General features: G+C 51.1%; 19 protein-coding genes and 1 pseudogene. 15 read left to right on the top strand and 5 right to left on the bottom strand.

What is annotated here, in order from left to right:
• The first annotated feature begins 126 nt into the window (after nt 1-126).
• The 3 genes from FPL14_RS05475 (at nt 127) to FPL14_RS05465 (ending at nt 2,335) form a co-directional block, all read left to right on the top strand.
• Nucleotides 127-498 (top strand): winged helix-turn-helix transcriptional regulator, encoded by a 372-nt coding sequence (locus FPL14_RS05475; protein WP_182303860.1) that lies wholly within the window; start codon nt 127-129, stop codon nt 496-498.
• A gap of 413 nt (nt 499-911) precedes the next feature.
• Nucleotides 912-1,067 carry a hypothetical protein gene (locus FPL14_RS05470; protein WP_182304235.1) on the top strand — a complete coding sequence of 52 codons (156 nt, stop codon included), beginning with the start codon at nt 912-914 and terminating at the stop codon, nt 1,065-1,067.
• 236 nt (nt 1,068-1,303) lie between these two features.
• Nucleotides 1,304-2,335 (top strand): Cfr family 23S rRNA (adenine(2503)-C(8))-methyltransferase, encoded by a 1,032-nt coding sequence (locus FPL14_RS05465; protein WP_182302066.1) that lies wholly within the window; start codon nt 1,304-1,306, stop codon nt 2,333-2,335.
• Nucleotides 2,336-2,596: 261 nt separating this feature from the next.
• Here FPL14_RS05465 and FPL14_RS05460 read toward each other — a convergent pair whose 3' ends face one another.
• Nucleotides 2,597-3,331 carry a stalk domain-containing protein gene (locus FPL14_RS05460; RefSeq protein ID WP_182302065.1) on the bottom strand — a complete coding sequence of 245 codons (735 nt, stop codon included), beginning with the start codon at nt 3,329-3,331 and terminating at the stop codon, nt 2,597-2,599.
• Nucleotides 3,332-3,482: 151 nt separating this feature from the next.
• On the opposite strand from FPL14_RS05460, the gene FPL14_RS05455 reads away from it, so the two are divergent.
• Together FPL14_RS05455 and FPL14_RS05450 are read left to right on the top strand one after the other, a co-directional pair.
• A complete protein-coding gene (locus FPL14_RS05455) occupies nt 3,483-5,477 on the top strand; it encodes an S-layer homology domain-containing protein (RefSeq protein ID WP_182302064.1) in 1,995 nt (664 codons plus the stop codon).
• A gap of 137 nt (nt 5,478-5,614) precedes the next feature.
• Complete coding sequence (locus FPL14_RS05450; protein ID WP_182302063.1) at nt 5,615-8,959, top strand: ATP-binding protein; 3,345 nt, start codon at nt 5,615-5,617, stop codon at nt 8,957-8,959.
• Between the two features lie 37 nt (nt 8,960-8,996).
• Here the strand turns inward: FPL14_RS05450 and FPL14_RS05445 are convergent, their stop codons facing one another.
• The 3 genes from FPL14_RS05445 to FPL14_RS05435 form a co-directional block, all read right to left on the bottom strand.
• Nucleotides 8,997-9,917 (bottom strand): NAD(P)-dependent alcohol dehydrogenase, encoded by a 921-nt coding sequence (locus tag FPL14_RS05445; protein ID WP_182302062.1) that lies wholly within the window; start codon nt 9,915-9,917, stop codon nt 8,997-8,999.
• A gap of 187 nt (nt 9,918-10,104) precedes the next feature.
• Nucleotides 10,105-10,755 carry a DUF2306 domain-containing protein gene (locus tag FPL14_RS05440; RefSeq protein ID WP_182302061.1) on the bottom strand — a complete coding sequence of 217 codons (651 nt, stop codon included), beginning with the start codon at nt 10,753-10,755 and terminating at the stop codon, nt 10,105-10,107.
• Between the two features lie 46 nt (nt 10,756-10,801).
• The gene (locus FPL14_RS05435) at nt 10,802-11,839 is read right to left on the bottom strand and encodes a DJ-1/PfpI family protein (RefSeq protein ID WP_182302060.1); all 1,038 of its coding nucleotides are present in this window, start codon (nt 11,837-11,839) and stop codon (nt 10,802-10,804) included.
• A gap of 211 nt (nt 11,840-12,050) precedes the next feature.
• Between FPL14_RS05435 and FPL14_RS05430 the strand changes: the two genes are divergently transcribed.
• Together FPL14_RS05430 and FPL14_RS05425 are read left to right on the top strand one after the other, a co-directional pair.
• On the top strand, nt 12,051-12,737 hold the full coding sequence (locus FPL14_RS05430; protein ID WP_182302059.1) for a response regulator transcription factor: 687 nt from the start codon (nt 12,051-12,053) through the stop codon (nt 12,735-12,737).
• Between the two features lies 1 nt (nt 12,738).
• The gene (locus FPL14_RS05425) at nt 12,739-14,088 is read left to right on the top strand and encodes a sensor histidine kinase (RefSeq protein WP_182302058.1); all 1,350 of its coding nucleotides are present in this window, start codon (nt 12,739-12,741) and stop codon (nt 14,086-14,088) included.
• On the opposite strand, the gene FPL14_RS05420 is transcribed toward FPL14_RS05425, so the two are convergent.
• On the bottom strand, nt 14,089-15,321 hold the full coding sequence (locus FPL14_RS05420) for an MFS transporter (RefSeq protein ID WP_182302057.1): 1,233 nt from the start codon (nt 15,319-15,321) through the stop codon (nt 14,089-14,091). It lies immediately after the preceding gene.
• Between the two features lie 168 nt (nt 15,322-15,489).
• On the opposite strand from FPL14_RS05420, the gene FPL14_RS05415 reads away from it, so the two are divergent.
• The 8 genes and pseudogenes from FPL14_RS05415 to FPL14_RS05380 all read left to right on the top strand — a co-directional run bounded on the left by FPL14_RS05415 (nt 15,490) and on the right by FPL14_RS05380 (nt 24,874).
• Nucleotides 15,490-16,068 carry a TetR/AcrR family transcriptional regulator gene (locus tag FPL14_RS05415; protein WP_182302056.1) on the top strand — a complete coding sequence of 193 codons (579 nt, stop codon included), beginning with the start codon at nt 15,490-15,492 and terminating at the stop codon, nt 16,066-16,068.
• A gap of 453 nt (nt 16,069-16,521) precedes the next feature.
• The gene (locus FPL14_RS05410; protein ID WP_182302055.1) at nt 16,522-17,604 is read left to right on the top strand and encodes an InlB B-repeat-containing protein; all 1,083 of its coding nucleotides are present in this window, start codon (nt 16,522-16,524) and stop codon (nt 17,602-17,604) included.
• 50 nt (nt 17,605-17,654) lie between these two features.
• Nucleotides 17,655-18,086: pseudogene (locus tag FPL14_RS05405) on the top strand (InlB B-repeat-containing protein); the annotation flags it as partial.
• Nucleotides 18,087-18,214: 128 nt separating this feature from the next.
• Nucleotides 18,215-18,682, top strand: a complete 468-nt coding sequence (locus FPL14_RS05400) for an InlB B-repeat-containing protein (RefSeq protein ID WP_182302053.1) — start codon at nt 18,215-18,217, stop codon at nt 18,680-18,682.
• Complete coding sequence (locus tag FPL14_RS05395; protein ID WP_182302052.1) at nt 18,679-19,875, top strand: InlB B-repeat-containing protein; 1,197 nt, start codon at nt 18,679-18,681, stop codon at nt 19,873-19,875. The genes FPL14_RS05400 and FPL14_RS05395 overlap by 4 nt, the downstream gene beginning before the upstream one ends.
• Complete coding sequence (locus tag FPL14_RS05390) at nt 19,812-22,889, top strand: InlB B-repeat-containing protein (RefSeq protein WP_182302051.1); 3,078 nt, start codon at nt 19,812-19,814, stop codon at nt 22,887-22,889. Before FPL14_RS05395 ends, FPL14_RS05390 begins: the two co-directional genes overlap by 64 nt.
• 141 nt (nt 22,890-23,030) lie before the next feature.
• Nucleotides 23,031-24,062 (top strand): ATP-binding cassette domain-containing protein, encoded by a 1,032-nt coding sequence (locus FPL14_RS05385; protein ID WP_182302050.1) that lies wholly within the window; start codon nt 23,031-23,033, stop codon nt 24,060-24,062.
• Nucleotides 24,059-24,874, top strand: a complete 816-nt coding sequence (locus FPL14_RS05380) for an ABC transporter permease (RefSeq protein WP_182302049.1) — start codon at nt 24,059-24,061, stop codon at nt 24,872-24,874. Before FPL14_RS05385 ends, FPL14_RS05380 begins: the two co-directional genes overlap by 4 nt.
• Nucleotides 24,875-24,898: the final 24 nt, after the last annotated feature.

The raw sequence follows: 24,898 nt of genomic DNA, 5'->3' as shown, positions 1-24,898 counted from the left end.
TTTGTTTAAGCACACGAAAAGAGGTTAGAAGGCGGATTGGTTTTTGCCTATTTCGAGCTCACTTCAAGTATAATCAACGTACTTGCAATATGCAATTACGATATTGAAAAATGAAAGCGTGATGCGATCGACATCTGGGGCGATCCTTGGAGCCTGATCATCCTGCGCGACGTCCTCATCCATAACAAGCGATATTACCGCGAGTTTCTTGCTTCTTCCGAGCGAATCTCAACCAATATATTGAGTGCACGGCTCCAATCGCTCGTTGAAGCGGGCCTGCTTGTCAAAATAGAAGGCGAGTCGAACCGCGCGCAAACGATGTATCGTCCATCGCAAAAAGCCCTTGATCTGTTTCCCGTCGTTTTTGAGATTATGCACTGGGGTCTTAAATACAACCCGAATACAGATATGAGCATTCCGATCATGCAGGAACTGACAACCGATGAAAAAGGGCTGGAGCAGCGCCTATTGCGTAATTTCTTCGATATCGATCCTTAATATTCGTTTATCACTATGATTGTTATCGTCGAATCTCTTTGTCAGAAAAGTTAATCAGTATGTTAACTTACCACGTTGCTGCTAAAAATAAGAAAGTAATTCATTTTTAGGATGTTGCAATGTAGAAGCGGGTATGTTAAAATCGCGCTGACACTTAACGATTGGAGTTGAAGAGGATAATGTAATTTTTCTTGCCGCTTTTTAAAGAATAAATCAGTATTTGTTTTATTCTTTATCGGCAAGAAAGTTACCTTATTCTTTTCACTCAAAAATTGATCCTCTTCATACCCTGCACCGGGTTGGATGTGCCGTATTTTTTGAGCTACAAGAAAGGTAACTTTCTTGTAGCTCTTTTTATTTTGACAAAGGATGTTGCCGACACATGCCATTGATCAAGGTAACGAACCTGACGTTTGCTTATCAATTTTGTCGACGTCATCTCCCGGATGCAAATCGAAAAACTGCTGCTGGAGCATTTTCCGACCATCCTTTCTGTAGAGCATGACAGCGAGTTTTGCAAGCATATCGCGACAAAGATTGCGGAACTGAAAGAGATTAACCATTACTAGGAGGATGAAAACGATGAAGATTGAGGTTGTAGATGATTGCGTGAACCGATTCCTGTTTGGTGTAGCGGTTCACAAAAAAACAAATCGGTTGCCGGAGTTTTACCAATCTATCGATAGGTGCACGTAGCGATCCGTCTGCAAACGTACGCGCTTTTTCGATATAGTTGGTTAATGACGTGTCAAAGCGCCAACTAACGGTTGCTTTTTTGCGTTTTCTCCGGCGGTAAGGAGAAGACATGAGACTAACCTCGAAATATGAAACGATTCGGCGAATGTTGTCCGACTTTAAGCAACCCGAGTATCGGTATGCTCAGATTATGAACGCGATTTTCAAGCAAAACGTCGGCGAATACGGACGTTTGACCATACTGCCCAAAGCTTTGCGCGACGAGTTGATCCGAATGCTTGGTCCGAACGTCTGCAGCATCGTTCCGGTAAAGGAACTCACGTCGAAACAGGTCAGCAAGGTGCTGTTTGCCATAGCGGGCGACGAACGCGTGGAGGCAGTACGACTTACCTATGAGCGGGGGTGGAAATCGTATTGCATTTCCACGCAGTGCGGCTGCGGATTCGGGTGCAAGTTTTGCGCCACCGGTACCATCGGCCTTAAACGAAATCTGACCGCCGACGAAATCACTGACCAACTGCTGCACTTTCGCTTGAACGGCCACGCTTTGGACAGCGTCTCATTCATGGGCATGGGGGAGGCGCTCGCCAACCCGCATATTTTTGATGCCATTACGATTTTGACCGACCCGCATCTCTTTGGTTTAGGACATCGACGAATTACGGTTTCCACCATCGGCCTGTTGCCGGGGATCGACAAGCTGACACGGGAATTTCCGCAGGTCAATCTAACCTTCTCGCTGCATTCGCCGTTCGACGATCAGCGAAGCGAGCTGATGCCGATCAACGACCGATTTCCTGTCCGCGACGTGTTGAAGGCATTGGATCGTCACATCCGGTATACAGGGAGAAAGGTTTATATTGCGTATATTCTTCTTCGAGGAGTCAACGACTCGAAGGCGCATGCCGAAGCAGTTGCCGAGTTGTTAAGCGGAAGGGGACCAGGGGATCATCTCTACCACGTTAACTTGATTCCATTCAATTCGACCGAAGTTACGCCAGACAGCTATCGGCAATCGGATCCTAATCGGATTAAAGCGTTTGTTCGAATTTTGAAGTCAAAGGGTATCAACATCACGGTCCGAACCCAATTCGGATCGGACATTAACGCGGCATGCGGCCAGCTATACCGCTCTGAATAATCGATGTCTGAAATTAAATTTATTACGCCGGACGCAGCGGATCTGCGACTTGAAAGAGAAACGGCTGCCATGAAGAGGGCAGCCGTTTTGATTTGCGGCGTAGGCTATGAAACCGACCGCAACGGGAGAACGCTTCGCTGGCAGCGAATAAGTCGGCGGTTCGATCCGGCTAGGTCCGCCAAGCACTAAAGATATCAAGCTATATCAGGCGTTTCCCGATGAGCCAAGACAGTAATAAGGGTGCGGTAGCTGCCGTCAGATTTACTTTTGCGAAGCCGGAAGGGGTTCCGTCGTAACATAGCTGTCTTTCAAAATATAGAGAAGCGGTTTCTCGGCTTGATTAGCGGCATCGTAAGCCGATACTAAGGCATATTGGCTGCCTTGCAGGTCTACATCCAGTTCAGTAACCCGATCGGCCTCGAGACTGATCTCCTCCGTCAATTGCTGATTATTGCCGTTCAGCACCCTGATCTTCATTGACGAGGAGGCGTACAGAATCAGATGCAAAGTATTGTGTTTTTTTCCAAAGTTGAATTTCAGGTAAGGCGATCCCTCATACCAACCCAACCCCACGTTTTCCGCCGAGAAGGCGTAGGCTCCTTCATACTGATGATTTCCGAAAACAAGTTGCTTTTTATCGACCACATCGTAAAACTTCTCGCTCCAATTATCCACTTTCACCTCTTTGGAATACAACGTGAGGTTGCTGCTCTCGCGCATTCCGACGGTTTGCGTGGATCCTTCCCATGTGATCGGAATGTCAAAGGCATTGGCAATTGCCCGAAGAGGCAAATAGGTCGTTCCGTTATACGTGATCGGAAGCACTTCCTTGCCTTTGTCGTCGAGAGGGCGCCAAGGCTTGCCGTCCAGACGGAAGTTGATCCCCGAGTTGAGGTAGGCTTTGATCTCGGTGAGATTGCTGGCGGCGAACGCTCCGGCTGAAAGCGAAAGCATAGCGGTGATAACGAGTAATAGAATAACGCTTGTCTTCTTCATCAATTATCTTCCTCCAATGTTTTTGATCGAATCATCATGAAAGACCATAACAGGATAAGCGCTTCAAAAGCGTTTCAAATAGGGCAGCGGGCGAGGGAAACGCTTTTGAAGCGCTCGCTGCAATAGAATAGTCGGAAAGGAGGGTCTCACTGTGTTTGATAAGAAATCTCTTTATCTTGCTTTCTCTGGTGCCTTGCTATTGGCTTGTCTAATTCCGTTTCAATCCGCTAAGGCGCTTGATGTTCAGTTAAATCCGGAATTATGGATAGAGGTCAACCCGAACATTGACATTCGCTTGTATATGCCGAGTTCGAACGGCGTGGAGCGATGGGCGTTTGAAACAGGGGGGGCGATCAACTCGTCTTCGCCCGCAATCGGTCCAGACGGCACTGTTTACGTTGGATCTACGGACGGGAAGCTCTATGCAGTCGATAAAAAGGGGATGAAGAAGTGGGAGTTCGCGACGGGAGCAGCCGTCTACTCATCGCCGGCGATTAGCGCAGACGGCACCGTGTATGTCGGCTCGAGTGAAACTCTATATGCAATCACTCCTGACGGAAAGCCGAAGTGGGCGTTCGAAGCAGGAGGCGCCATATACTCCACAGCGGCCATTGGCGAAGACGGTACCATCTATGTTGAATGTGAGGATGGCAAGCTCTATGCGCTCAAACCGGACGGTACGAAGAGATGGGAGTTCGTAACAGGAGGCGGAATGAGCGGCAAACCCGCCATCGATTCTAACGGCACCATCTACGTCGGTTCCCGCGATAAGAAACTCTATGCGATAAATCCGAACGGATCGAAAAAATGGGAATTTACAACGATCAACGAAGTGAAGACGTCGCCGGCCATCGGGACAGACGGTACCGTCTATATCGCTTCGGGTGCGGAGAGACTGTATGCTATCAAACCGGATGGAACGAAGAGATGGGAGTATCCCTTGGATAAAAAGCTATATGGAGGCAATTCCTATTCATCGCCAACGATCGGTCCGGATGGCACAATCTATGTCGGATCGGGCAACTCTGGCATTTATGCAGTCAAACCCGACGGAACGAAGAAATGGAAATTCGATACGGAGGGCATTATGGTAGCCGCGCCTGCAGTCGGAGCAGACGGCACCGTCTATATAGGATCGGCCGATATGAAGCTATACGCGATTAAAACGGACGGAACGAAGAAATGGGAGTTCAGAACCAATGGCCAGATCGTCGCCGCATCGGCGATAGGTCCTGACGGTGCGGTATATATTGGTTCTGGCGATCATAAGTTGTATGCTATCGGCATGATACACGTTAACGGAGTGAACCTGAGTAAAGCCACGCTCAAATTGGACGCCGGGCAAAGCGAGACGCTGCAGGCGACAACAATTCCGGGCAATGCTTCTTATCAAGAAATCGCATGGTCGAGCAGTGACGATCGCATTGCCGAAGTGGACGTTACAGGCAAAGTGACGGGCATTGGACCAGGCACGACTACGATTACGGCAACGTCAGAGGATGGAGGATACTACAAACAATGTGTCGTGACCGTATCAGCCGCAACGAACGACAATCCTCCTGCTCCCGCAAATAATCCTCCTTCTCCGCAAACGGATGCGGCGAGTCTGACGGACATTGCGGGGCACAAGTTGGGCCCGGAAATTACCAAAGCGGTGGCGCTCGGCATCGTATTCGGTTATTCGGACGGCACGTTTCGGCCCGACGGGAACGTTACCCGAGCCGAATTTGCCAGCATGATCGTCAGAGGGCTGCCCTCAGAAGAGGAAGGAGCGCCGCTCGGCTTCAAAGATAAGGATAAAATCGGAGCCTGGGCGGTGAAGGCTGTCCGGCAGGCGGTGAAGCTCGGCATTATCCACGGGTACGAAGACGGTACGTTCCGGCCTAATACGAACATTACCCATGCGGAAATGATCGCAATGGTCATTCGCGCCTCTGGCTTCTCTACGGCCGGCAATGTGCCGCAGACCAGCTTCACCGACGATGCGGACATTCCGAGATGGGCGAAACCCGCCGTTTCCAAAGCCGAGGAGATCGGGATCATCAACGCCGGGGATATCCAGGACGGCAAATTCGCGCCGCAAGCGGTGTCCACCCGTGCGGAAGCCGCGTCGGCCATCGTCCGCATGCTGGAGGCTCGCAATTAGAAATCTTCGTCATTACGATTTAGATCCTTTGACCCCCTGTCAAAGGATCTTTTTTTATCCGGCTTCTCGAAAGGGATTTCCGCTCGATAAGAGAATACAATTGACAATGATCCGATTTACGATTGGAGGGGAGCCGTTTGGCAGGCTGCAATTTTCAGTTGTTAGGCAGTTTGAAATTTACCCTCGACGGCGAAGAACTATCGGAAATCTCCGGCAAAAAAGCTGCACTGCTGCTGGCTTACTTGATTCTCGCTATTGATGCGTCTTCCAGCAGAAGGCAAATCGCTTTTCATTTCTGGCCCGACTCCAGCGAGAAGCAAGCATTGTCCAATTTGCGGAAGCTTCTTCACGATCTTCGGGTATCCGTTCCGAGAATCGACCGCTATCTTAAGATTACGCCCGCATCCATCCGCTTGAATACCGAGCTGCCCTTCTATTCGGATGTGCGCGAATTCGAACGGGCGGCGCAAGGAACAACCGTTCACGAGCTGTGCAGAGCGGAAGAGCTGTACAGAGGCGAGCTGCTGCCCGGGTTCGGCGAGGAGTGGCTCGCGGTGAAACGGGACCAGTTGGCGCAAACCTACTTGACCGCGCTCGACAAGCTCGTTTCCTTGATGGAACGTCAGCGGGATCATGCGTCGGCTCTGTTCTTCGCGCAAAAGCTGCTTGCGCAGGACCAGTTAAGGGAGGAAACGTATCGCACGGTGATGAGGCTGCATGCCTTGAACAAAGATATGGCAGGCGTTGTGCAAACATTTCGGAAGCTGCACGGCGTTCTGCATACCGAACTTGGAATCGCCCCTTCGGAGGAGACGCTGCTTCTGTATGAAGGACTGACGAAAAACGAGAGCGGGATTTCCGCGGCCTTGCAAAGCAAAGTCACTCTGATCGGCAGAATAGGCGAATGGGAAAGCTTGCTGGGCGCATGGAAACAAATCGCTGCCGGCGGAAACGCCCTGCTTCTGTTGAAGGGGGAGGCCGGGATCGGCAAAACCCGATTGGCCATGGAGTTTAAGGCATGCTTAGAAAGCTTGGGGATTCAAACCGCTTTTGCCGGCTGCTATCCGTCGGTCAGGTCGCTATCCTATATGCCGGTAACCAACTGGCTCCGGAGCCTTCCGCCGCCGAAGCTCGGATCGGTGTGGTTGTCCGAATTGGCGCGTCTGCTTCCCGAACTGTTGGAGCAATATCCAGACTTGCCGAAGCCGTCTCCGATTCAAGAGAAATGGCAGTTGAACCAATGGTTCGAAGCGATCGAACGGATGCTGCTGGCCAGCGAGCCGCTGATGCTTGTCCTTGACGATATCCAGTGGAGCGACGAAGAGACGCTTCGGTTTCTGTCCTACCTGATCCGAGGCGATTCCAAAGCCAGAATGCTTTTGGTGGCGACGATGAGAACGGACGAAGAAGCGGGAGATGCCGTCGCTTATGTTCTGGGCGAGCTTCGGTCCGAGCGGAAGCTGATCGATATCGAGCTGGCTCCGCTAAGCCGGGACGAAACGGCCCGCTTGGCGGTCGAAACGGTTGGCGATGCGCTGGCCGACCGCCATTCCGCGAATCTATATGCGGAAACCGGCGGCAATCCGTTATTTATTGTAGAAACGTTGCGGGAATGGCAAACGAGCGGGGACAGCGGCGAATTCCGTTTGTCGCAAGTGGCGAAATCCGTTATCGAAAATAGGTTGAACAGGCTGTCGCCGGTCAATCGCAAGCTTGTATCAATCATCGCTGCCGTCGGAAGGCCCGTCTCCGCAGCGCAATTGACGTTGGTAACGGACATGGAGGAGGAAGCGATTCTAGAGCGCACGGAGCAGCTCGTGCAATTGAAGGTTTTGCAGGAGGTGGGGGGCGGGAATTACGGCTTCACCCATGACATCGTCAAGGAAACCGCGTACAAGCTGAACAATGAGAGCAGGCGGCGCAGGTGTCACCGGCAAATCGCGGAAGGTTTACTCGCCTATCATTGCTTGCAGATCGAACCGGTTGCCGGCGAAATCGCCTTTCACTACGAGCTTGCGGGGATGGATCGAGAGGCCGTTGCCTACTATGAATTGGCAGCGACGGCGGCGGAGAAGATCTATGCCAATGAGACGAGAATCCATTATTATCGGAAGCTCTTCAGCCTGCTGCCGGCAAAAGGGACTTTACCCGTTCTGATGAAGCTCGGCGACGCTTTGATCGTGACGGGAAATTGGAACGAAGCGGAGAAGACTTACAAGCAATGGCTTGAGCGTTATGGATACTTGGTCACGATCAATGAGCGGTCCTATTGCGACGTCGCGCTCGGCAACTGCTTGCGACTGATGGGCAAATATGAGGAAGCCGGATTCCATCTGGAACGGGCGTCCTACCACTTCAAGTTGACTGAGGACTATGAAGGACTCGGTTTCGCATACGGAACGCTCGGTATTTTGCATTACTTTATGGCAAGCTACGATAAGTCGCTTCGATACTTCTTGGATAGAATGGAATTGTCTCGCACCGGAAATCAAACGAAAACGCAAGACGATGTCCGGTTCCTGGGCATGATCGGCTTCCTGCATTACGACCAAAGCGAGTATGACCAAGCGATTTATTGGTTCAGGAGACAAATCGGCCTCGCTACGGAAATCCGGGACGCATTTTTCGTCGGAGATGCATTGGGCGGATTGGCGTTGGTTTATTTAGAGACGGACGATATGGACCTCGCTTACGACCGCATCGTCGAGAAGCTGGAGATCAGCAAGTCGATCGGGGCGCAAATGGGCTTCGCGATGGGGGTGGGTATGTTGGGCAAATATTATTATTTGCTCGGCTCCCGCCTGCAAGCGGAACAATGCATCGCCTTCTGCCTTGAAGAAGCGGTGCGCATCCAGGATTGGCATATTGCCGCCGTCGTGCTCGGCATAGAAGGCTGCAATTTAATGGAGCAGCATCGGTATGAGGAAGCCGGACGATGGATCGAACGATCGGCGAGGTTAACCAAGCTGCTTCGCATCCCTTTCTTCGAATGCGAGGCGCTCTATTTCACGAGCCTTCTAAGGGAGCGGCAGAATCAGATGGCAGGTTGCGCGGAGGTTGCCGACGAGGCGCTGAAGCTCGCCATTCGGCTCAAACGGCGGGACTTGCAGTTCAAGCTTCTTGTGCAGCGCCTGTATGTGAAGACGCGTTTGGGACGGATCCGTCCTTGCGAAGCGTTGGACGAGCTGCAGCGTATGGCGGAACAATACGCCGGTGATCAGGAACAGGCTGCCGTTCGCTTCGCAATGTGGCGACTGGAGCCCGACTCGGACGTACTACGGACTGCCGCGTTCTCCTTGAACGAAGCTCTGTACCGGAAGTCGGGCAAGCAGGAATATTTCGGCCGTTTGCGCGAGCTTGGCGGCTTCGACCAAGTTATCTCAGCGCGCCCGATGCCGAAGTTTGCCGCAGAGGCTGTGCAGCAGAAACGAATTTCCCCGAACCTATTGGCGGATATCGATCGTTTTTTATCGCTCGATTGACTCGGAGCATAGTGCTGGCATTCCCAAAAGCATGAATTTAATGACTATGCTCCACGGTTATGATAACGTTGCCTTTTTTATGTCCTTTGTCCACATAACTGTGAGCGTCGACGATTTGCTCAAGCGGATAATGCCTGTCTATTACCGCTTTTATCCGTCCTTGTTCCATAAGTCCGTTGAGCCAAATTAAATCCTCACTACGAAGAGGAGGCGAACCATCATCGACCGTTATCTGTTTTCCGTTTGGAACAAGTACGTTTTTACATTGCAACGTTGCTTTCGCTTTTCCGACAGCATTAAAAATAAGGTCGTAAAGTTCGCCCTTTTCCGTAAAGTCCTCTTTCGTATAGTCGATGACTGTGTGAGCGCCCAAAGATTTAACGAGTTCCAAATTTGCAGTGCTGCACACCCCGGTAACTTCCGCTCCCAAATGTCTTGCCAGCTGTACGGCTGCAGTGCCGACAGCTCCCGAAGCTCCGTAAACAAGGATTTTTTGTCCTTTTTGAAGATTCCCTTTCTTTAAATAGTGCAAGGCTAATAATCCGCCAAAAGGAATAGCGGCGGCTTCCTCGTATTTCGCGTTAGCTGATTTTTTAACCAAAACGCCGTCTTCTCGTATACATTTATATTCCGCATATGAGCCGAACCCGAAACGATCGATCCCATAAACCTGATCCCCTTTTTTGAAGGTTTGCGTGTTCGCGCCTACAGATTCGACTTCTCCGGCGAATACCATTCCAAGAATGGATTTTCTCGGTTTCTTGAGACCGATCGCTAATGCCATAGGGAGCCAGAACCTCATAGGAACTTTAAATCCCCGTATGATGCAGTCGCTTGCCGTCACGGACGAAGCAAAGATTTTTATGCAAATCTCGTTTTCCTTGGGAGCGGGTTTTTCCGTCTCTTTAAGTTGAAGAACTTCCGGCGGACCGTACTTGGTACATACAACAGCCTTCATAGGCATATCCCCTTATAGACTTTCTGGCAAAGTTCGATCACTACTAATATACGTAACGTTTCGTATAGACCTACAGATACTTAAGTATGGTTTTGCATTAGAATCTGTTGACGCCCGGTCCGATCTCGCTTCATGAAGAAGACCGATCCGTAAGGGTCGGTCCATCTTCGTTATCCGTTGCAATCATTCAGTCGAATTCCTTGTTGCCGGCCTTCGGCTGACCGATAGTTTTGATGATGACGTTAGGAATAATCAGGAGGAGAATAATAGAGCCGTAAACGCCGATCGTGTAGCTGGCGCCGTAGTTGAAATCGAATCCCCGATTAAACAGAAAGGTAATGAGATGTATGAACATGTTCGTAAAACAAAAGGCGTAACTTCGGATCATCCAGTTCCGATGCCGGGCGATCTCTTTCTTTTTAATCTGGACTAGCGCCGTTATGGTTATGAGCAGCCATATCATATTAAGCGCATTGAAACCCATGCTGCTTATTTTTCCTCCGGTGGCGTATGGCGCCATGTATCCGGACGTCAGTACTACGAGAAGAACGGACAATAAATAGACATAGCCGTTTACGCGATGAAACTTGCGGCTTTTTTCAAAGATCCGGTTCGAAAAGTTGAGCAGTCCCGCCGCCATGGCGAAGCAGGCGAATGCGACATGCACGTGCATAACGGTTAACCATACGGGGAGTTTAAGCTCGCGACTCAGTCCGGTTTTCTGACTCAAAAACTCATCGGCTCCGGGATCGAAAATATAGTTGTCCAACAAGGCGTACAGAATAAATACAGTGGCGATACAGGATAATATTCCGAATAGCATATTGCGTTTCTTCATGTGATACGGATCCTCCGTGGCGTCTTCCTTTTTATTTTTCTATTCATTAGGGCAAGGAAACCCGCACGCCCGTTAATTTGGATGACGGGAGTACGCCGGCTTTAGCGAATCCGGTCAATTGATCTCCTTCGGCAGCAACTTCGAACTTTAGATTTAATCGCATTGGTTTCGAGATTCGCAGCGACCAGGCAAGCTTGTTGTCCCGAAGCAAAGGATTCATGAACTCGACCGTCTCGTCCCCTTGCGTCGCCGTCCCGTGGATCGTCCCGTCGCGCGTTGAAATCGAGAGCTTGACTTGCAGCTTCCCGACTGGCGTAGCGATTGTTGCATCCCAATCGCCTTCAAAGACCGATACTCGATTGGTTTTGTTATACTGAGCGCCCAAAGTCGCCTTCTCTGCGTTCGCAGTGTTGGGATCTTCGTTAGTTATCGCCTTTTGAGTGCCGGGAGAAATCCCTTTCTCTCGCCAAACCGTTCCTCTCCGTTCGAACTCGAACAACTGCTCCACCGCGTGCGCAATACGCGGTCCAAGCTCGCGTTCCACCAAATACAGAGCGACATCGAGCCCCGATGTGACTCCTCCCCCGGTAACCAGGTTTCCGTCGTCCACGACGCGTGCCGAGACGGGAATAGCGCCGGTCGACCCAAGCAGATCCATGCCCAGCCGGTTGGTTACAGCCGGTCTGCCTTCCAATAACCCTCCCATGGCCAGTATTAGGGAGCCACCGCATACCGCGGCGACTACTGCGTCTTGTCGTTCCAGCGCTTGTCGGATCAGATCGGTCAACGCCGAATTCATTGTCCGGATCAGAATTGCCGGGACCGAATCGGGACCGTCCCCCGCGATGTCGCCGGATGCGCCGGGTACTAGAATGATTCCCGCGCGTTCCGGATCCAGTTGGCCGCTTGCTTCTATTTTTAACCCGTTGATGCCGCTGGCGACAGACCTTGGCCCTTCCGCCGTGACGAGCTCCACGCTCAACGCGCCGTCCGCAAACAGTTCAGCGGCGCAAAAAACCTCATAAGGCGCAATGGCATCCAAGAGGTCGAAGCCATCGAATAACACGATTTGAACAGATAACATAACCGAAACCTCCTTTTTCCGCGTCGGTTTAACTTGAGTCTATTCGCCGATCGGGGCAACAACGGAATCATAGCAACTAAATATCTCGAACGAAGCCGCAAAAAGGTCACAAAACAATAAACAATGCATCACAGATTGCGAGAGTTGGTTTTTCATATAGCAAAAAATGATAAACTTAACCGAGAATCATCGGCACAAAGGTGGGATGCTCGTGAGTGAAAGCAAAACGATTCTAGTCGTGGATGATGACGAAAGTATCGTCGAACTTTTGAGGGATTTTTTGGAGAATGAACGATATCAAGTAAAAACCGCTCTTGATACCGCTCAAGCGCTTGCCGTGTTTCGGGAGAGCACGATTCATTGCATGGTTGTCGACATCATGATGCCGGGACTGAACGGTTTTGAATTATGCCGGCGAATTCGCGCGGAAAGCGACGTTCCTATTTTATTTTTGAGTGCTCGAAGCGATGATGTAGACAAGATTCGAGGATTAACGCTCGGCGGCGACGATTATATCGTCAAGACGGCTTCGCCCGGAGAGATTGTCGCCCGAGTGAAAGCCGTACTGCGACGTACCGGTTCTCGGCAGGAAATCCGTAAAAGGGTTTTGGACTATGGTCGCCTTCAAATAAATCTATCCGCGCGCGAAGTGTTTGTAGAAGGGCAGATCATCTCGCTGACACCGAAGGAATTCGAACTGTTGCGATTGTTTGCCGAGAATCCGAGGCATGTTTTTTCTTATGACCAACTGCTTGATAAATTTTGGGATGGAGTAGGCGACAAGCATACCATTCGAGTCCATCTCAGTCGGCTTCGCGAAAAAATCGAATCGGATCCGAACCATCCCGAATACCTGATTAACGTATGGGGCGTAGGGTATCGGTTCGAGGGAGGATAAAGTGAGAACGATTCGCATTCGGAAGTTTACGATGCTTTGCTTATTATTGATCCTTTCGGTACCGTGGATATTCTTTGTCGCAGCGCACTTCATGGTAACGAAATCGTTGAGCTTCGGAGAGAATCAACCGCAAGATCTAAGGCTGCAAAAAAAGTTGACCGAGACGATTCGCCTGATCGAAACGGGCTCGGACCATTGGACGGATCCGAACTGGCAAAACCGATTGCAGATTCAACTGCGGCAAGCGAACTTGGATGCGGCTATTCTAAATGCCTCGAATCAAGACATCTATCGCTCCAATCCGGAGCGCAATAGAGCATTGTTGAAGACGGAACGATTCTCGGTTATCGAGGACGGCCAAGTGCTTGGAAAAGTTGTCGTTTACCTGCCGAATTCCAATGCGATTCCCCTGATTGCGGCGTTTGCAGGACTTTTGCTGGCTTTCTTTCTCGTAGGGGTTGAAATGCGAAGGTTCATTCTTAAACCCCTTGAGAGGATGAGCGTGACTGCTAGACAAATTGCCGCAGGAGATTGGGATGTCCGGCTACCCCCGTCCAGAATGACGGAAATAGCCGAAGTACGCGATAGTTTCATGGTTATGGTGGATGGGCTTCAAAAATCAAATCGGAAACAGGTCGAATTGGAAGAAGAGCGTCGATTCGTCATTGCCGCCGTCGCGCATGATTTAAGGACGCCGCTATTCGCCTTGCGAGGTTATTTGGACGGTATAGAACAAGGCATAGCTCAATCGCCGGAGAGATTGGCGAAGTATTTGGCGGTATGCAAGGAAAAATCGGCGCAGCTGGATCGGCTCGTCGAGGATCTGTTCACGTTTACGAAGATCGAATACTTGGAAACGGAAATGAACAAAAACACGATTGACCTTAAGCTCATATTGCAAAAAGCGCTGGATAGCCTGAAACCGTCGGCCGAACAAAAGCATATCTCGGCGATTATGCATCATGCGGCGGATGATTTCGCGATTATCGGCGATCCGCATTTGTTGGAACGCGCCATGAACAATCTATTGGATAACGCCGTTAGACATACGCCGCTCCACGGTAAAATTCTAGTTCAATGTTATAAGGAAGATAATAAGGTACTTTTTACGATTTTGGATACCGGGCCTGGTTTCGCTTCAGAGGAACTCCAACGCGTATTCGAACCACTATATCGCGGCGAAATATCGAGAAATCGTTCAACTGGAGGAGCGGGATTAGGGTTAACCATTTCGCAAACCATTTTGAGACGGCATGGAGGCGATCTTACCGTAAGTAACCATACGGATGGAGGAGCGCTGGTGATCGGTTGGATACCCTGCCCTATAGATAACAGCACGGTCAAACGATGATTAACTCTCGACGGCAACCGTCTCTTGCATTTTCTTCGAACCTGGCAGTCTCTTCTCGGCGAAAAAATAAATCAAAGCTAAGAGCGGCAGGAGGGTTCCAATGAGAGACGTGAGCTTCCAGCCCCCATGGGTATAAGACCAACCGCCCAATGATGAGCCAATGGCTCCGCCTATAAAGAAAATAGCCATGAATAGTCCGTTCAGGCGTCCTCTCGCTTCGCTTCCCAGCGAATAAATGGCACGTTGGCTAACGACAAGATTTCCCGACACGGCCATATCGAGCGTAAATGCGGATACAAAGAGAAGAATCAGGGCAAAGGTGGAATCGCTTCGGAACAAATGAATGAGCAAAAAAGACAAAGCGGCTACAATCATGGCTAGCCCCGTTAATGATTTACTCCAACCCTTATCCGCCAATCTTCCGGCAATCGGGGCGGCAATCGCCCCGCCCACGCCAATTAGCGCAAACCATGCAATGCCTCGCTGGGACATTCCGAAATCATCAGCCAAATGGATAGGGACGACGGTCCAAAACAAGCTGAAGGCTCCGAATAAACAAGCTTGATACAGGCCGCGACGTCGTAATGCAGGCGTTTGTCGCAAGATGCCGCCTAAAGAGAGGATTAGTTTTCCGTAACGTACCGCAGGAGCGGGCTTGCGCTCAGGAAGTACATACGACAACAGTGCGGTCAATAGAGAGATCGCGATTGCCGATAAAACAAAAATGGCTCTCCAGCCCCAGAGACTCGTTATATAGCTCGCCACCGGCCGGGCAAACATGATTCCTAGCAAGAGGCCGCTCATCACATTTCCGACGACGCGGCCGCGCTGCTCTTCGGAAGCCAAATAGGAGGAGAAGGGCACCAGAACTTGAGCGACTACGGATCCGATTCCAATAAAAAGAGATGCGATCAAAAACAACGGGGCATTGGGCGCAAACGCTGCAGTCAGCAGAGCGCCAGCCGCAACCGTAAGCATGATAACCGTGAGACGGCGATTTTCAATGACGTCGCTTAACGGTACGATGAACAGCAACCCGACGACATAACCGATTTGAGTCACTGTAACAATTAATCCCGCTGCCGTAGAAGTAAGGCCGGTTGCATCGCTGATAGGCCCTACCAAGGTTTGAGCGTAATAAAGATTGGCAGCGATAAGCCCGCACGCGGCTGCCAGCAGAATCATCATCCAACTTGAAATCCGGCTGTCCTGATCTGCTTGTTTGTTTCGCATAGTGATCCTCCTCATAAATACTGAACGTATAGTTTAGTAAATCGAATGAATCCAATGATATACTGAACGTACGGTTTTGTAAATAGGCTTTTCTTCGTGTTGCCTATTTTGTATACTAAACGTATAGTTTATAGCGGTTGAGACGGATTTAAGCAAAGGAGGATTCAAGTGCAGGGGAAACGAGGGCGTCCGCGCAACCTGGAAACGCAAAACTCCATCCTTACCGCTTCCTATGATTTATTGTTGGAAAACGGCTTTGGAGCGGTTACGGTAGAAAAAATCGCCGATCGTGCCAAGGTAAGCAAGGCTACGATCTATAAATGGTGGCCTAACAAGGCTGCGGTGGTGATGGACGGTTTTCTATCCGCCGCGACTGCAAGATTGCCTGTGCCGGACACGGGTTCGGTATTCCGGGATATGTTGGAACATGCCACGAATATGGCCCGGTTTATGACAAGCCGCGAGGGTTCCATTTTTCTGGAGATCATCGGAGAAGGGCAGACTGATTCCGCCTTGGCGGAGGCTTATCGGACGCGCTATATACAACCTCGCCGACTGGAGGTACGCGGTATTGTGGATCGGGGCGTCAAGCGCGGAGAGTTGAAGAACGATCTAGATATCGCGTTATGCACGGATCTCGTTTACGGGCCGATTTTCTACCGCTTGTTAGTTACGGGAGATGTGGTTGACGATAAGTACGTCCAGCAATTGGTAGACAATGTCTTTGAGGGCATGCGTTCGGCTTGAGTCGACCCTACCGCGCGATCAAACACGCCGAGCGAGGCGTGTTTTTGCATGGGGACAGACTTGATTCCAACAAATTTTTTTACGGCGTTATCGTTATCGTGTTCTTATTCTCGTCCTCAGCTTGTTCGTACTCTCAGTGAGTCTAGAATGACAGCCGTCTAAATACATAGTGTCTAACTTTTGGGGGTCACTGCAGCGAAGGCTGTTTTTTTTAATTCTGAAAATATAACGGTTAAGATTTCATTAAGAAAATTCGGTTACATACTTGATAAAATCTACAGGACTCTTTTACATTCGACAAAAGCAAGTAAAAAAAAAGATATGATTCCGAGTAAACCTATGTTTTAATTAATAGTTGGCAATTTTATGTAAAATTCGACAGCCTGAATACTGGCATCTTCGTTGAAATAATCAAGAAAAAACGGCTTTTTATTTGCGAGAGGAGATTCGGTAATGGAACGAGTTGGGGGAGCGGCGCATGAGGAAAGGGACAAGTTTGAGGACAACGGGCTGCGGAAAAAGATGAGATCGCTTTGTCTGTTCCTATTGGCGGTGGTGATATGTTTTCCTGCCGTTCCGGGCAAAGCGGGCGCGGTAGCTACGGGCGTGACGGACGGGACCTATGATTTCGGCGGTACGCTGGCAGTGTATAACGGCGATTACAATAAAACGGGCGATAAGTTTTACGTCAGCAAAGACCTGGTCAAAAGCGGAACGAGTTTATGGCCGCAGACGCAAACGGATACGAGTGTCCCGGGGTACATCATGCTTAAAGCGGAGGGAAGTTCGGTGCTCGGAAGCTTCACGTTGCAGGACTTGGGCTTCAGCGCCGTAAGCAACGGGCTAAAGCTTGATTTCTTGCATATCACCTTGTACGATTCGACCGGCTCGATGATTACGACCATCGATAATTACAGCTATGCAGGGGGGGCCAAGTTAAGCGTCGGGACAAGTTCGGCTAAACTTTCGACATTGTTAAATTCGAACAACCTCTTTCAGATGAATAATGTAAATTCTATTAAAATATTGTGGACGTTCGAAGATGATTTGGCGCCTTCGAGACTAAAGCTGGACAACATCAGGATTGCCAATGTACAAAAAATGAAATACAACGTTTACTTTAACAGCAACGGCGGTTCGGCGGTGGGCAGCCAGATTGTAGCCTATAACGACAAAGCAACGGCACCTGCTAACCCGACTCGGGCTGGTTACGCGTTCGGAGGATGGTATACGGATGCGGCCTTAGCGACGCCGTTCGCGTTTACGACGGCGATTACTGCGAATAAAACCTTGTATGCGAAGTGGACGCTCGTTAATTATACGGTAACGTTTAACAGCAACGGCGGTACGGCCGTAGCGAACCAGACGGTCGGCGGCAACGGTACTGCGACCAAACCCGCGGATCCGACGAGGCGGGCTACACGTTCGGAGGGTGGTACAAGGATGCGACATTTACGACGGCTTTCGCCTTCACCGCGCCGATCACCGGAAATACGACGTTGTATGCGAAGTGGACACCGATTAATTACACCGTAACGTTTAACAGTAACGGCGGCACGGCCGTAGCGAACCAGACGGTAAGCTACAACAGCAATGCCACCGCCCCTGCCGCCCCGACGAGAACGGGTTATACGTTCGGAGGGTGGTACTCGAATACGGGGTTGACGACGTCTTTTGCCTTCACCACGCCGATCACCGGAAACACGACGCTGTATGCGAAATGGACGTTAAACTCTTATACGGTAACGTTCAATAGCAATGGCGGATCGACCGTGAGCAATCAAACGGTAAGCCATAACAATACGGCAACGGCGCCTGCCAATCCGACGAAGACGGGCTATACGTTCGGAGGTTGGTATACGAACGCGGCTCTATCGACAGCGTTTACCTTCACTACGGCGATTACAGGAAACACGACGTTGTACGCGAAGTGGACGTTGAATAATTACACCGTAACGTTCAATAGCAATGGCGGATCGGCTGTGGCAAGCCAGACGGTAAGTTATAACAATACGGCAACGCGCCTGCCAATCGACGAAGACGGGCGTATACGTTCGGAGGTTGGTATACGAACGCGGCTCTATCGACAGCGTTTACCTTCACTACGGCGATTACAGGAAACACAACGCTATATGCGAAGTGGAATTTGAACAATTATACCGTAACGTTCAACAGTAACGGCGGATCGGCCGTTAGCAACCAGACGGTAAGCCATAACAGTATGGCAGCGGCGCCCGCCAACCCGACCAAGACGGGCAGCGCTTTCGGAGGATGGTATACGAACTCGGGATTGACGACGGCTTTTACATTCACTACTCCGATCACCGGAAACACGACTCTATATGCGAAGTGGACGGTGAACACTTATACGGTAACGTTTAACAGCAACGGCGGATCGGCCGTGAGCAACCAGACGGTGAGTTACAACGGCAAGGCGACGGCGCCTATCGTTCCGACTAGACCGGGCTTTACGTTCGAAGGGTGGTATAAGGATTCTGGGCTAACGACGGCCTTTACCTTCACGACGGCGATTACGGCAAATACGACTCTGTATGCGAAATGGACTGTGAATCTTTATACGGTAACCTTAACAGCAATGGCGGATCGGCCGTGAGCAGCCAAGCCGTGAGCGACGGCGTTCAGGCGGTACAACCCGCCGCTCCGAACAAGAGTGGCAATACGTTTGGAGGATGGTATACGGACGCGGGATTGACGACGGCATTCGCTTTCACCACGCCGATTACCGGAAATACAACGCTGTATGCGAAATGGACACCGAATACGTATACGGTAACGTTCAACAGCAATGGCGGTACGGCGGTGGGCGGCCAAAGCGTGAGCCATAACGGAACGGCAACGGCTCCATCGGAACCGACGTTGCCGGGAAGCACATTCGGATGGTGGTATCTGGACGACGTGACCTTTTCGACGCCTTTCCTATTCACCACTCCGATCATCGGAGACACGACGCTGTATGCGAAATGGACGATTAATCAATATTTGATTTTGTTTAATAGCGACGGGGGCACGGCAGTGAGCAACCAGACTGTAAGCCATAACAGTACGGCGACGACACCTTCAAACCCCACCAAGGTTGGTCACTCGTTCTCGGGCTGGTATACGGATGCCGGACTCACGATGCCTTTCGCATTCACGACAGCGATCAGAGGAAATTTGACGTTATATGCCGGGTGGACAGCCGAAGTTTATCCGGTTACGTTTAACAGTAACGGAGGTACGGCGGTAAGCGCCCAGTCGGTGAGCTATAACGACACGGCCATCGCTCCGACAGACCCGACGAAGACAGGCTATACTTTCGAAGGCTGGTATAAGGACGCGGGCTTCACGACGCTTTTCCATTTCACGGACGCGATCACGGGAACTGCGACTTTACATGCGAAGTGGCTAGCCGACATTCATACGGTCACGTTCGAGAGCAATGGAGGTACGTCCGTAAGCAGTCAGGAAGTGAGCTATGACGGAACGGCCACGGAGCCTGCGGATCCGGCGAAGACGGGTTACGCGTTTGAAGCCTGGTATACGGATGAAGACATGACGGTTCCGTTTACTTTTTCGACGGCGATCACGGGGGATCTGACTCTTTATGCGAACTGGACGGCGAACAGTTACGCCGTGACGTTCGACAGCAACGGCGGTTCGACGGTAAGCAGCCAGCCCGTGAGCTACAATAATACGGCAACGGCACCGGCGGATCCTACGATGGCTGGGCATACGTTCGAAGGATGGTATACGGACGAAGACCTGACGACGGCTTTCACCTTCGCGACAGCGATTACGGGGATTTGACTCTGTATGCGAACTGGACGGCGAACAGTTACGCCGTGACGTTCGACAGCAACGGCGGTTCGACGGTAAGCAGCCAGCCCGTGAGCTACAATAATACGGCAACGGCACCGGCGGATCCTACGATGGCTGGGCATACGTTCGAAGGATGGTATACGGACGAAGACCTGACGACGGCTTTCGTCTTCACGACAGCGATCATGCAGAATATGACTCTATATGCCAATTGGTTGGCGGATAGCTTAGCGGTGAATTACAACAGCAACGGAGGTACGGCGGTAAGCGCTCAGACAGTAAGCTACAACAACACGGCTACAGCGCCTACAGACCCGACGAAGCTAGGATACATTTTCGATGGTTGGTATGCGGATGAAGACCTGACGATCGCATTCGCCTTCACGACGCCAATAACGGAGAACATAACGTTATATGCGAATTGGAAGGCAGACAGCTACATCGTAACCTTCGACAGCAATGAAGGTTCGACGGTAACCAGTCAAGTAGTGAGCTACAACGACATTGCCGTAGAGCCTTCGGACCCGTCCAAGCCGGGCTTTACGTTCGGAGGCTGGTACGCGGATGAAAACCTGACGATCGCATTCCCCTTCGCCACGGCGATCACGGGAGATATAACGCTGTATGCGAACTGGGCGACGGATAGCTACGCGGTGACGTTTAACAGCAACGGAGGCACGTCCGTAAGCAGTCAGGCCGTAAGTTACAACGGCACGGCCGCGGAACCGTCGAATCCGACGAAATCCGGATACACGTTCGAAGGCTGGTACAAGGACGTAGGGCTGTCGACAGCTTTTTCCTTTGCTTCGGCCATTACGGGAAATACGGCATTGTATGCCAAGTGGACGGCTAGCAGTAACGCGGACCTGAGCCATTTGATTGTTTCGGACACGATCCTGAGTCCGTCTTTTGCCCCCCATATGACAAGCTATATGGCGAACGTTCTTAACAGTACAAGCTCGGTAAATGTGAAGGCGTGGGTACAAGATAGTCATGCAACCGTTAAAGTCAACAATTCGGCGGTCGATAGCGGCGAAGCGACGGGAGAGATCGTTCTGAACGAGGGGAACAATTCGATCGTTGTTGACGTAACCTCGCAGGACGGTACGACTAAGAGATACACGGTTACCATTTCGAGAGCGCCCGCGGCTCCCGTCGGTCTGTTGGCGGTGCCCGATGACGGGAACGTGACCTTGAATTGGCAAAGTTTGCCGGGATCCGTGTCCTATAGCGTGTACGGCGGAACATCTTCCCGCTCTTACGGCGCAGCTCCTATTGCGACCGTAAGCGGCTCAACGGAAAGCTACTTGGTAACGGGTCTAACCAATGGCACAAGCTACTACTTTACTGTGATGGCCAACGGCGTTGGAGGAGGCAGCTTGTATTCCAACGAAGTTCTTGCCATGCCGCTTAGCGGAAATACGGCATTGACAAGCTTGGATCTAACGGGAATTACGCTCAGCCCGACGTTTACGCCTGGGACTTATTCGTACACGGCCAGCGTAGCGAACGGTATCGCTTCGACATCGGTGACGGCAGCTGTTTATGATAGTCATGCGTCAATCAAAATCATAGTGAACGGCGTTGAAATAACAGACGGTCAGTCTATTTTGAACGTGAGCAACAATACGATCAAGGTCGTAGTCACCGCACAGAACGGCATGACGAAAACCTATGAAGTGAGAGTGGATAGAGCCTACTCCAATTCGAGTTCGTCGGGACCTGAACCAAGTCAAGAAAAGCCTAACCCGCAACCGCAAAATGAAGTTCTGCTGATCGTCAACGGGCAGTCGTATGATCACGTATTGAAAAGTTCTTTGTCAGAGGATAATACTCTAGTAGTCACGATAGATACCTCCCGTATGCAAAAAATTATAGAGAATACGGAAACCATATCTGCCGTCCGAATAGCGATATCATCCCATGCAGGTCTTGTATCCGTGGTTCTGCCGGGGGATGTAATCAAAATGCTGGAAAGAAAGCAAGCGGTATGGGAAGTCCACACTCCGAGCGGTAATTACAGCCTACCCGCAGCCGAGATCGGAATCGACGTTTTGGCTGCACGTTTCGAAACAGAAGCATTGAAGGATATTCTCGTTCGGGTAAGTATCGGAGAGACGACTGTCACCGGGGAAAACGTAACTTCGATTGGATCGGGTATAAGTCGATTAGCTCTAGAAGGTCAGCCTGTCGATTTCCGGATCGATGCTGAATACAAAGGGAAGAAAGAGAAAGTAAGCAAGTTCTCCAAGTTTATTAAGCGGGAAATCCCGTTGCCTGACGATTTAAAGCCGATTGATGTAACGACCGCCATCGTGATCCATGAGGATGGAACCTTCCACCCGGTTCCTACTTACGTAAGGTTGAAAGACGGGAAATATTTCGCGATTATCCATAGTACGACGAATAGCGTGTATGCTCTTGTTAAGCGTCAAGTGAAGTTCGAGGACATGGATAAACATTGGTCTGAAAATGCCGTGAACGACTTGGCTTCGCGGTTCATCGTGAACGGGGTAGATCAAACGCATTATGACCCGAACGCAGCGGTGACTCGCGCGGAATTCGCGGCGATAATCGTGAGAGCGTTGGGATTGTCCGGCACCGGAGGTCCGGCGGTCTTTAAGGACTTACAATCCGATGATTGGTATGCATCGGCCATATCGAAGGCACAGGAATACGGCCTCATTAACGGATATGAAGATGGGACGTTCCGACCTTCGAGCACGATCACGCGCGAAGAAGCGATGGCCCTCGTTACACGCGCAATGAAGCTGGCGGGTATGGAAACAGAGGTTAGCTCGACTGAAATCGAAACGTCGCTGTCCAAGTTCCCCGATAGCGAAGCCGTCAGTAATTGGGCTAAAGCCGCCGTTACATCGGCAGTGAAGAACGGAATCGTCAGCGGTACCGAAGCCGGCTTGAAGCCTAATAGCCTTATAACGAGAGCGGAAACGGCTTCCATCGTACAGCGTTTGTTGAAGAAGGCTGCGCTAATCGATTAAATGAATTTCTCAAAGCCATTGTTAAAGGACTGTCATCGAGCAGATATTTTGCTCCCTGACAGTCCTTTTTACCAAGTTCATATTCAGTTCATAAACGTGATTTACCCTACCTAAGTAAACAGTTATTTAGGAGGAATTTCCATGGATCGCATGCACAAGAATAAATTGAATTCCATTAACGGCGATTGGGCCGTCGAAGCGAACGGACTCGTCAAAGCTTTCGGCGACAATCGTGCGGTGGACGGGGTGGATTTGAAAGTACGCACCGGTTCGATCTACGGCGTGCTTGGACCGAACGGAGCAGGCAAGACCACTACGATCAGGATGCTGGCGACGTTGCTTCGACCGGATTCGGGCTCGGCTCGAATCTTCGGGCACGACGTAGTGAAGGAGTCGCAAATTGTCCGCCAATTGATCGGAGTGACCGGTCAGTACGCATCGGTCGACGAGTCGCTCAGCGCTACGGAGAATCTGATTATCTTCTCTAGGCTGCTTGGTCTCGGACGCGTAGAGGCGCGGCGAAAGGCAACGGAGTTGCTTGAAGAATTCGGTTTGTCGGAAGCTGCGAAGCGGCCGTTGAAAAACTTCTCAGGCGGCATGCGTCGCCGACTGGATCTGGCCGCAAGCCTGATCGCTCAGCCGCCGCTTATTTTCCTGGACGAACCAACTACCGGGTTGGACCCCCGCACCCGCGCGCAGATGTGGGATACGATTCGCCGGTTGGTGCAGACGGGGTCGACCGTACTTCTTACGACCCAATATCTTGACGAGGCGGATCAATTGGCCGACCGGATCGCGGTTATCGATCGCGGCCATGTCGTCGCCGAGGGGACAGTGGATGAGTTGAAGGCGTCGGTCGGGACCTCGTCGTTGCAATTGAGAGTCCAAAATCCGCTTGATATGGCGGAAGCCCGTAAGATCGTCGAGCAGGTGCTCAAGGTACAGGCTAACGTGTCGTCGGAAGCCGGGAAGATTACCGCGCCGATGGAGAATGCCGATAGGGTTACCGATCTGCTAATCGCTCTTCGCGCGGCGGGGATTCATTTGGCCGAGATGAGCGTACAGAAACCGACCCTCGACGAGGTGTTTCTAACGATCACCGGCCATGGCGTGAAAGAGGACGCGTCGCCGGAGTCCGATGAATCCAATAAAAAGGAGGCTGCAAGAGTATGAGCAACGCTGCAATCAAACCTGGCGCCGACCGCCAATTGAAAAACTACACGAGCTTCGGCCAGACCGTGCGCCACTCGTTGACGATGGCATATCGCGGACTGCTAAAAATTCGGCGCACGCCCGAGCAATTGTTCGACGTTACGCTACAGCCCATCATTTTCACGTTGATGTTTACCTACATTTTCGGCGGGGCGATCTCCGGCGACGTGGCGAGCTATTTACCCGTCATCATTCCCGGCATACTCGTGCAGACAGTAATCACGACCTCGATCGTCACTGGCGTCCAACTGCGCGAGGACATGGACAAAGGCGTGTTCGACCGATTCAAGTCGTTGCCTATCGCGCGGATTGCCCCGCTTGCGGGAGCGCTGCTGGCGGACACCGTCCGATATTCCATTGCGACCGTGCTCACTTTTTCCATGGGATTTATCATGGGCTACCGACCCGACGGAGGCTTGGGTAACGTCGCAATCGCCGCGGTTCTCGTTATTTTTTGTTCCTGGGCCATCAGTTGGATTTTCGCCTTCTTCGGAGTCATTGCGCGTACTGCCTCTAGCGTACAGGGGATATCGATGCTCGTACTGTTCCCGCTTACGTTTCTATCCAACGCCTTCGTGCCGGTCGATACCATGCCCGATTGGCTTCAATGGTTCGTTAACATCAATCCGGTCTCGCATCTCGTCTCCGCCGTTCGAGATCTTGCCAACTCCGGGACGGTAGGTTGGGATCTCGCCATCTCCCTCATCGGAGCCGCGGTCATCGTGGCGATCTTCGCTCCGATCACGGTACGCGCTTATATGCGCCGGACATAGAGCTGCACAATCAAAACGGCAGAG

The sequence above is a fragment of the Cohnella cholangitidis genome (assembly GCF_014107495.1).
GTDB lineage: Bacteria > Bacillota > Bacilli > Paenibacillales > Paenibacillaceae > Cohnella > Cohnella cholangitidis.
Note: the sequence above shows the minus strand (reverse complement) of the source record. Positions and strands in the feature narration are given on the sequence as shown.